Origin of the sequence: Enterobacter cloacae complex sp. ESBL7 (assembly GCF_041679625.1) — a bacterium.
GTDB lineage: Bacteria > Pseudomonadota > Gammaproteobacteria > Enterobacterales > Enterobacteriaceae > Enterobacter > Enterobacter asburiae_B.
Window position 1 is genome coordinate 1 of sequence record NZ_JBGORN010000053.1, and the last position, 297, is coordinate 297.

A 297-nucleotide genomic window follows, 5' to 3' on the forward strand; every position below is an offset into this window, starting at 1 on the left:
TAACATTAAAGCTGTCTGTTTTTGCCCCCTCCAGTTTTTCCGGTTCCGCATTACTGTCCAGTTGATAAGTCAGTATATTGTTAATGGCTTTATACGGATACGAAATGGCATGAGCCTGTAGGGCAAACATCATAGAAAAAAATATAAAAGTAGTTGAAAATATTCTTTTGGGAAAAAGCATAAATACATCCTGTTAAAATATTAATAAACACCTGATAATTATGTTCAAGAAGCAAACAAAAATTGATCATTCATTATCTGATGAAGGATCAATAACATTGAAATTTTTACATAATT

Annotated in this window: 1 protein-coding gene; it reads right to left on the reverse strand. The window is 30.6% G+C overall.

The genetic code is table 11. The features are described 5' to 3' along the window. A partial coding sequence (locus ACERY3_RS25430; RefSeq protein WP_373226812.1) for a hypothetical protein occupies positions 1 to 181 on the reverse strand: 181 nt, incomplete at its 3' end. Positions 182 to 297: the final 116 nt, after the last annotated feature.